At 68.9% G+C, this 8856-nt stretch carries 11 protein-coding genes; 4 read left to right on the plus strand and 7 right to left on the minus strand.

Annotated features, from left to right (window positions below; genetic code table 11):
• Positions 1-250 (plus strand): HNH endonuclease signature motif containing protein (locus tag RT309_RS11700; protein ID WP_313357245.1); only part of this gene is annotated, 250 nt, incomplete at its 5' end.
• A gap of 24 nt (positions 251-274) precedes the next feature.
• Here the strand turns inward: RT309_RS11700 and RT309_RS11705 are convergent.
• Positions 275-991 (minus strand): alpha/beta hydrolase, encoded by a 717-nt coding sequence (locus RT309_RS11705; RefSeq protein WP_313357247.1) that lies wholly within the window; start codon positions 989-991, stop codon positions 275-277.
• A gap of 180 nt (positions 992-1171) precedes the next feature.
• Here RT309_RS11705 and RT309_RS11710 point away from each other — a divergent pair, with 180 nt between their 5' ends.
• From RT309_RS11710 to RT309_RS11720, 3 genes are all read left to right on the plus strand, one after another.
• Positions 1172-2056: an aminoglycoside phosphotransferase family protein gene (locus RT309_RS11710; protein WP_313357250.1), complete on the plus strand. Its 885-nt coding sequence runs from the start codon at positions 1172-1174 to the stop codon at positions 2054-2056.
• Between the two features lie 155 nt (positions 2057-2211).
• Complete coding sequence (locus RT309_RS11715) at positions 2212-2796, plus strand: VanZ family protein (protein WP_313357252.1); 585 nt, start codon at positions 2212-2214, stop codon at positions 2794-2796.
• Between the two features lie 132 nt (positions 2797-2928).
• Entirely contained in the window at positions 2929-3507 is a 579-nt protein-coding gene (locus RT309_RS11720; RefSeq protein ID WP_313357254.1) for a hypothetical protein, read from the plus strand.
• Positions 3508-3509: 2 nt separating this feature from the next.
• On the opposite strand, the gene RT309_RS11725 is transcribed toward RT309_RS11720, so the two are convergent.
• From RT309_RS11725 to mltG, 6 genes are all read right to left on the minus strand, one after another.
• Positions 3510-3950 (minus strand): type II 3-dehydroquinate dehydratase, encoded by a 441-nt coding sequence (locus tag RT309_RS11725; protein WP_313357255.1) that lies wholly within the window; start codon positions 3948-3950, stop codon positions 3510-3512.
• Positions 3947-5026, minus strand: a complete 1080-nt coding sequence (aroB, locus tag RT309_RS11730; RefSeq protein WP_313357257.1) for a 3-dehydroquinate synthase — start codon at positions 5024-5026, stop codon at positions 3947-3949. Before aroB ends, RT309_RS11725 begins: the two co-directional genes overlap by 4 nt.
• Positions 5023-5544, minus strand: a complete 522-nt coding sequence (locus tag RT309_RS11735; protein WP_313357259.1) for a shikimate kinase — start codon at positions 5542-5544, stop codon at positions 5023-5025. Before RT309_RS11735 ends, aroB begins: the two co-directional genes overlap by 4 nt.
• Positions 5531-6760, minus strand: a complete 1230-nt coding sequence (gene aroC / locus RT309_RS11740; RefSeq protein ID WP_313357261.1) for a chorismate synthase — start codon at positions 6758-6760, stop codon at positions 5531-5533. The genes RT309_RS11735 and aroC overlap by 14 nt, the downstream gene beginning before the upstream one ends.
• Before the next feature lie 4 nt (positions 6761-6764).
• A complete protein-coding gene (locus RT309_RS11745; RefSeq protein ID WP_313357263.1) occupies positions 6765-7589 on the minus strand; it encodes a shikimate dehydrogenase in 825 nt (274 codons plus the stop codon).
• Between the two features lies 1 nt (position 7590).
• Positions 7591-8856: endolytic transglycosylase MltG (gene mltG / locus RT309_RS11750; RefSeq protein WP_313357264.1), on the minus strand; the 1266-nt coding region annotated here is incomplete at its 5' end.

Here is an 8856-nt window from a genome sequence, read left to right on the forward strand (position 1 = left end):
CTGGCTCACCCTGCAGCACGGCACCTGCTCCCGCGACGGGTGCACCCACCTCGCCGTCGACGCCGACCTCGACCATGATCGCCCCTGGGCGAAGGGCGGCACCACCGACCTCACCCAACTCCGCCCGCTCTGCCCCCGCGATCACACCCTGCGACATCGCACCCGCATCCGCTACCGCACCCGACCCGACCGCACCGTCCAGGTCATCACCCCCACCGGTTTCCGCAGCGCTGCTCCGCCACCCTTCTGACGATCGCGACCGGCCGATCGGCTCTCAGACGGGGAAGACCTCGGGGAGAGCATCCACGAACTCGTGGAGGTGGCTGTACCAGACGGTATGTGCTGCGCCGGGGATCTCGCGCACGTGCACACCGCGATGAATGAGATCAGCAGCAGAGCGCTCGGGGACCCAATCGCTGGGGTTCGCTCTCACAACGATGGATCCGGGCTCGGGCTCCCATCTGACGTCGTCGCCCAGAGAGACCGCGGCCATGGTCGCAGGGTCGAAGCGCTCGGCAGCGCGGACTTCCGCATCGATGGCGCGCTCGTCGTAGTAGGGGCGAGCTCGTCGCAGCCAGCCTCGTCGGCTGCGGAGCCGCCGATCGTTCTCGTACTGTTCGATGAGTGCTTCGCGGTTCTGACCGCCTCGAATCAGCATGCCGGCATCGATGTAGACCGCAGTTGTCGGGCGCAACCGGCCCACGGCCGCCGCGAGAACCGACCCGCCATACGAGTGGCCCATGGCGACGGCGAGAGGGCCCGAGACGCCGGTTCTCACTGTCTCCACCACAGCATCAGCCGCAGCCGAAACCGAGGTCGCTGCGTCACGCGGCGAGAATCCGTGACCCGGCAGATCGACTGCCAGCACTCTGTAACCGCTGTCGATCAGGCGATCGGTCACGGCACCCCAGCTCTCACTCGAACCACACATACCGTGCAGCAACAGAGCGCTTCTCGGCCCTCGGCCTGAAGCGACGAGATTGAGGAGCATCACATCAGTCAACCAGCTCTGTCGCTGAACGGTCAGTCTCCTCGCCGCCGGGTCAGGTTGCTGAGAACGTTCGTCGAAAGCATGTGGCTAGGCTCGTTTCATCATGACGAGCGCACACGGCGATCCGCACACCAGAGCACGCGCCGCTGGCCTGCTCGCTGCACATCGGCAGGCGTCGGAATGAGCGGGTCGTTCCCCGAGCGCGCTGCGATCGACGCTGACCTCATCCGCGGCCTCCTCCGCGAGCAGTTCCCGGCGTGGGCCGAGCTGCCCGTACACCCGGTCGTCCACGCGGGGAACGACCACCGCATGTTCCGGCTGGGCCGCGAGCTCGTGGTGCGCCTGCCTGCTGCTGTCGCCTATGTCCCCCAGGTGCGAAAGGAACAGCAGTGGCTGCCGCGATTGCGTCGCCAGCTGACCCTGCAGATCCCGGAGGTCGTCGGGCGCGGCGACCCTAGCGATGCGTTCCCGGCACCCTGGTCGGTCTACGACTGGATCGACGGACGACGCCCCGAGCCTGCTCTGCTCGGCGAAGACGAAGCTGCTGCCACAGCTCTCGGCGACTTCCTCAGCGTCCTGCAGGATATCGACTCAGCCGGCGGCCCCGTTCCCGGTTCCCACAGCGCGGGGCGCGGCGCTCCCGTCGAGCAGTGGGACGATCAGGTAAGCGAGCGACTCGGTCTGCTTCCCGCTCGGCAGCGAGACCGGGCAGCAGGCGTGTGGCGCGACGCGACGACATCACCACACGAGGCAGCCGCGGTCTGGCTGCACGGTGATGTGGCGATCGGAAACCTGCTGGTCGACGCGCAGCACTCGCTCCGCGCCGTGCTCGACTTCGGCTGCTCCGCAGTCGGTGATCCGGCATGCGACACCGTGATCTTCTGGACGCAGTTCCGAGCCAAGGCACGCCAGGCGTTCCGCAGAAGTCTTCGGCTCGATGACGCAACCTGGGCGCGGGGAGCGGGATGGGCCTTATGGAAAGGTCTGATCATGCTGACCAACGCCGCTCCGGGCCAGTCCGAGTTCGCTCGCCGCGTGCTGCACGAGCTCCTCGGCCCCTCCTGATCCGGGCACGCCGACCCGCAAGGATCCGGGCACGGCGAACGACGATGGGCGTTCCATCTCGCGCGGTCTCCGTCCGCTCGGGCAGCGGCCCGACACGGGCCGGGAGTCGACAGCGAACGACCGCCCCGCACAAGAGACTCCGATAGGTTCCCGGAGTGTCCGCAAATCCGTTCGGTCAGGTTCCCGTTCTGCCGGTGGCGATACCCCTGGGCGTCGCATTGTTCGTTCTGCTTCTCGTTCGTCGCTCGCGGCGGGAGGATTTCACGCTGCCGCGAACCATCACTGCGGCTGTGGTCGCGACCTACGCTGCCGGGATCTTCGCGAACACCGTCTTTCCGATCTATCTGTCACCCGCCGAAAGCGATACTGCGTGGAGCCCCGCGATCGCACTCATACCCTTCTACGACTATGAAGTCGAGGATGCGCTGACGAACCTTGCGGTGTTCCTGCCGTTGGGGTTCCTCATCCCGCTCTTCATCCAGCGTGCGTCCTGGCGGAGCGTCACCTTGATCGCCGCCTCGATCAGCCTCGGAATCGAGCTCGCGCAGCTCGCCGCTCAGGCCTACTTCGCCGGCGGGCACATCGCCGACGTCAACGACCTCATATGGAACACCGCGGGAGGGATGATCGGCTACGGCATCTACCTGTCGACGGCGAGGGTTCCTCGTCTCGCCGCATTCATGAACCGCTTCCGGTGGCGCGACGATTCACGGTCGCAGGCTGTACCTGAACACGGCTGAGACGAGCGCGCGGCTTCGTCGCGCGTGATCGCCAGTGAGGGCACGCAGCCGGGCCTCGCGCATGCGCCCTGTACAGGCACCTCGATCGCGTGGTGGACTGGCCGCGTGAGCTTCTTCCCACCTGATCCCCCGATGCCCGAGCAGGATGATGACGAGTCCCCTCAGCCGCGGTGGTGGCAGGCCCCGGAGACAGAGCTGCCGATGCTCGTCGCGACGCCCGAGATCCTGGCCGCCACAGAGCACGTCGCTGTCGCAGTCGCCGGCGTCGCCGTCTACTCCGACGGCATCGAGCTTCGCGTAGAACGGCGTCTGCGCCGCAATGGCCTCGCCGTCAAGGAGTGGAACGAGCTGACCGGCGCCTTCATGGAGCACATGCCCTACGGCTCGGACGACCCGGGCGGGCGCTTCCGCGTCGGGATGGTGCTGGCCGACGGAACGAAGGTGACCGACGCCTCCCCCTTCTTCGGTGGCGGTGATCCGATGGCCGAACCCGACCAGTACATGCTCAGCCGGCGTGAGCAGGGCGGCGGCGGCGGTGCACATGCCTACTCGACGGCCGATCATCTCTGGCTGTGGCCGCTGCCGCCCGACGGAGCCATCGAAGTGGTCGTGCAGTGGCCGGCATTCGGCATCGTCGAGACGCGGGTGCGTCTCGACGTCGGCGCCGTGTCGGAGCTGAGCGCGCGAGCCCGCCCCTTCTGGGCAGACTGAGGTCAGAGCAGCGCGGTCAGCTCCCGCACGGCCCGCGCGTAGCCGTCGACGCCCTCGCCGACCACGCGCACGGTGGCGACGTCGTCGAGGTACGAGAAATGCCGGAACTTCTCCCGCGCGTACACGTCCGAGATGTGCACCTCGGCGAACGGCAGGCCGACTCCCGTCAGCGCGTCGCGCAGCGACACCGAGGTGTGCGTGAGCCCGCCGGGGTTGATGACGATCGCCGCGCAATCCTCCCGGGCTGCATGGATGGCGTCGATCAGCGCGCCTTCGTGGTTGCTCTGCAGCGCGCGCAGCTCATACCCGGCATCCGCCGCCGCCGCCGCGGTGAGCTGCTCGACATCGGCCAGCGTCGCGGTGCCGTAGACGTCGCGCTCCCGCGTGCCCAGCAAGTTGAGGTTCGGACCGTTCAACAGCATCATCCTGCGCGGCTCGGTCATCCCACGATCTCCTGGTAGGCGGCGAACATCAGCGACTCGTCGGGCGCCTGCACCACAGTGGGCTTGGCGATGTCGTCAAGCAGGATGAAGCGCAGCATCCCGCCCCGCGCCTTCTTGTCACGCTGCATGGTGGCCAGCAGCTGCGGCCAGGCGCCCGCGCGGTAGCTGGTCGGCAGCCCGAGCGACTCGAGCACCGAGCGGTGCCGGTCGGCACCGGAATCCGACAGCCGACCCGCCAGACGCGACAGCTCGGCGGCGTACATCATGCCGATCGAGATCGCCGCCCCGTGGCGCCACTGGTACCGCTCGGCGTGCTCGATCGCATGCCCGAGCGTGTGGCCGTAGTTGAGGATCTCGCGCAGACCGGCCTCGCGGAAGTCATCCGAGACGACCTTCGCCTTCATGTCGATCGCCAGCTCGACCGTGCGGCGGAACCCGTCGGTCGTCGGATCGACCGCCCGCTCGGGAGAGGCCTCGATGATGTCGAGGATCTCGGGCGCCCAGATGAACCCCGCCTTCACGACCTCTGCGTATCCCGCTGTCGCCTCGTTCGCGCTCAGGGTCTGCAGCTCGTCCAGATCCCCGACGACCGCGCGCGGCGCCCAGAACGCCCCGACCATGTTCTTGCCCTCGGCTGTGTTCACGCCCGTCTTACCGCCCACGGCCGCGTCGACCAGCCCGAGCACCGTGGTCGGCACCTGCACCACCTGCACGCCGCGCAGCCACGTGGCGGCGACGAAGCCGGCGACATCGGTCACCGACCCGCCGCCGTAGCCGACGACGGCATCGGTGCGGGTGAAGTCGGCCTGGCCCATCACCTGCCAGCAGAACGCCGCGACCTCGATGCGCTTGCCGGCCTCGGCATCCGGGATCTCGGCGAGCAGCACCTCGAGACCGCCGTCCGACATGAGTCGCTCCCGCAGCTCGGCCGCCCGCTTGCCGAGGGTGGGCGGATGCACGACGAGCACCTTGCGCACCGCGGGGTCGAGAGCCGCCTGCACGCGGTCGAGGATGCCCCGCCCCACGGTGATGTCATAGGGCGTGTGTCCGGAGACGCTGATCGTGGTGGTGGTCATGGCTGCTTCCTCCTCCAGGCGGCGATCTTCTCCGCCAATGCCCGCATGGGTCTGCGTGATGTGTCGACGGTGAGGTCGGCGACCTCCTCATACCAGCTTCGCCGCTGGTCGAAGATGGTGCGCCACCTCTCCACGGGGTCATCCTCGCCTGCCAGCAGCGGGCGGCTGCCTCCGCTGATGCGTCTTTCGACGGCCTCTGCGGTGACGGTGAGGAAGACGACCGGATGCCGGTGCAGCAGGGCACGAGTATCGGCATCCGTCACCGCTCCCCCGCCCAGCGACACCACACCGCCCTCCGCGATCGCCGCCGCGACGGCCTCGCGCTCGAGCTCGCGGAAGCGTGCTTCGCCGTGCGCGGCGAAGATCGCCGGGATCGGGCCGTGCTCGGCCGCGATGCGCTTGTCGGTGTCGATGAACGGCACGTCGAGCAGCCGGGCGACCTTGCGGCCGACGCTCGTCTTGCCCGCTGCCATCGGACCCACCAGCACGAGGGTCAGCGGATGGTCAGACGAGCTCATCATGGGCGAGCAGTGCCGCCTCGGATGCGGGTGCGGTGCGCAGCGACTCGGGGATCGCGGCCAGGTAGGACTCGAGGTTGCGTCGTGTCTCGCGGATGCTGTCGCCGCCGAACTTCTCGAGCAGCGAGTTCGCGAGCTCGATGGCGACCATGGCCTCGGCGACGACACCCGCAGCCGGAACGGCGCAGACGTCGGAACGCTGGTGGTGCGCCGTGGCGGTCTCGCCGGAGGCGACGTCGACCGTGCGCAGGGCACGGGGCACCGTGGCGATGGGCTTCATGCCGGCCCGGACGCGCAGCACCGTGCCGGTGCTCATGCCGCCCTCGATGCCGCCGGCGCGGTCGGATGCCCGGGTGATGCCGTCGTTCGCGGCGAAAAGCTCGTCGTGGGCGGCAGAACCGCGGCGGCGCGTCGTCTCGAAACCGTCACCGACTTCCACAGCCTTGATCGCCTGGATGCTCATCAGCGCCTGCGCGAGGCGGCCGTCGAGCCGGCGGTCCCAGTGCACGTGAGAGCCGATCCCCGGCGGCAGCCCGTAGGCGAGCACCTCGACGATGCCACCGAGGGTGTCGCCGTCCTTGCGGGCCGAGTCGACCTCGGCGACCATGCGGGCTGATGTCTCGGCGTCGAAGCAGCGCAGCGGATCGGCGTCGAGCGCCTCGACGTCGTCGGGCGTGGGCAGCGCCGCGTCATCCGGCGCCTGCACCGGACCGATCGAGAGGGTGTGGCTGACCAGGCGGATCCCGAGCTCAGACAGGAACGAGCGGGCCACCGCGCCGAGGGCGACGCGTGCGGCGGTCTCTCGGGCGCTCGCGCGCTCGAGGATCGGCCGCGCCTCGTCGAAATCGTACTTCTGCATGCCGACGAGGTCGGCATGACCGGGTCGAGGGCGGGTCAGCGCCGCGCCCCGTCCGCGGGACTTCTCGGTCAGCTCGGTGGGCGCCGGGTTCATCACCTCGGTCCACTTCGGCCACTCGGTGTTTCCGATGCGCAGTGCGATCGGGCTGCCGAGGGTGAGTCCGTGCCGAACACCGCTGGAGATGGTCAGCTCATCCTGCTCGAACTTCATGCGCGAGCCGCGACCATAGCCGAGCTTGCGACGCTGGAGGTCGGCCTGGATGGCCTCGGCCGTGACCGTCACACCCGAGGGCAGACCCTCGACGATGGCGATGAGTTCGGGGCCGTGGGATTCGCCGGCAGTGAGCACGCGGAGCATTGCTCTAGTCTCCCATGCCCGCCGACCGCATGATGTCGACTGTGACGGCCTCGTCGGGCAGCTCGCGCTGCTGGTCGCCGTCGCGGAAGATGCGGATCTGCCGGACGGCCTGGAACAGCAGCATCTCGAAGCCGGAGATGACGGTCGGCGACGGCCAGACCGCTGCCAGGGCCGACGGCCAAGGCGCGTATGCCGCCTCGAAGAGCGTGCCGCCGACGGCGGCGAGAGGCATCGCGATGTCGGTGTCGAGCACGGTGCCGCTCGGCAGCGTCGCGACCGTCGCGTCGACGTCGGATGCGGGAGCTCTGAAGTCCGCGGTGCGCAGCTGCACGCCGAGTGCCTCGGCCGTCGGGCGGAGCCGGTCGGCGGCATCCGGACGCCGGGCGCGGAACTCGACCTCGGTCGCACCGAGGTCGCTCAGCGCGACCAGCGCGGATGCCGCGGTGGCTCCGGCCCCGAGGATGCGAGCGCGTCGCACCTCGGCGACCCCGGCGTGGGTGAAGGCGTCGACGATGCCACCCACATCGGTGTTGAATCCGCGCAGGGTCTCGCCGAGAAGCAGGGTGTTCACCGCACCGGTGAGGGCCGCATGACGGTCGAGCTCGTCGACTGCGTCGTGCGCGACTTCTTTCAGCGGCATGGTCAGCGACAGTCCGCGCCACGAGTCGTCGAGCGAGGTGAGTGCGGGGACGAACCCGGCCCGGTCGACCTGACGGCGCTGGTAGGTCCACTCGAGACCGAGATGCCGGTAGGCGGCGGTGTGCAGCTGCGGTGAGCGGCTGTGACCGATCGGGTCGCCCCAGACGGCGAGCCGGGTGCGCCCGGTCACGTCAGCAGCCCGTGTAGTCGGGATGCGCCGAGCACCACGCGCGCATCTTCTTGATGCCCTGCTGATGCTCCTCGTACGTCTCGGAGAACTGGGTCTCACCGGTCGACATGTCGATCGTGACGAAGTACAGCCACGGACCGTCGACCGGATGCATGGCCGCGTCGATGGCGGCGTCCCCCGCATTGGCGATCGGTGTCACCGGAAGCCCGGTGATCACGTACGTGTTCCACGGGTTGTCGTCATGCTGGGCGGCTTCCGAGGTGCTCGCCTTGCCGGCGTGCAGTTCGCCGTACCCGTACTGTGCGGTCGAGTCCATCTGCAGCATCATGCCGTCGGCGACGCGGTTCGCGATGACGCGCGACACCTTCGGGAAGTCCGCGGTGCGCGCCTCGCGCTCGATGATCGAGGCGATCGTGAGCACGCGCTGCACGTCCTCTGCGGGAACGCCCGCCTTCGACAGCGATTCGCGGGTGCGATCGACCATCGCGGCGATCACGTCGTTCGCGGTCGAGCCGGGGTCGAACGTGTAGACGGCCGGGAACAGCCAGCCCTCGAGGTTCTGCGCGGAGACGCCGTACGCGGCGGGATCCTGAACGGCAGCCTGCAGATCCTCGATCGGGATGCCGACACCCTCTGCAATCTGCGGCAGCGACGATGCGACGGTGCTGCCCTCGGCGATGCGCACGGTGTTGGCCATGCGGTTCTCGGGGTTCGCCAGCGCCTTCAACGCCGCCGCGGCCGTCATCTTCTGCTGGAGCTTGTACACCCCGGGGTAGAAGGTGGCGTCGGGTTCGTTCTCGATCAGATAGTCGTAGAACACCCGGTCGGTCTTGGTGACCTTCGCCTGGAACAGCGCCGTCGACACCGGCGATCCGGTATCGCCCTTCTTGATCGTCACGAACGCCTCTCCGGTGGCGATGCCCGATTCGTAGTCCTTCGGCTCACCCCAGCCCATGATGTCGTCGATCTGGCTTTGGTAGGTGTTGTAGACCCACACGCCCGCCCCGGCGATGATGCCGCCGATCACCAGCAGCACGATCAGGGCGACCAGGCAGCCGCGGCCGCGCCGCTTGCGGGGCACGGGGGTCGCGGCCTCAGGGGTGAACAGAGCGTCGAGGGACGGGTGGTCCTGTCCGGGCTGCGCCGGTCGGGTCGCCGGCGGCTGGGTCACCGCGGGTTCGGTCGCTGACCCCTGCACAGCCGTCGGCTCGGTCGCACCCTGCTCGGCGGGGTTCCCGCGCTCAGCGGTCTCCCCTGGCGTCGGCCC

This window comes from Microbacterium sp. (assembly GCF_032084865.1).
In the GTDB taxonomy this organism is placed as follows: Bacteria; Actinomycetota; Actinomycetes; order Actinomycetales; family Microbacteriaceae; genus Microbacterium.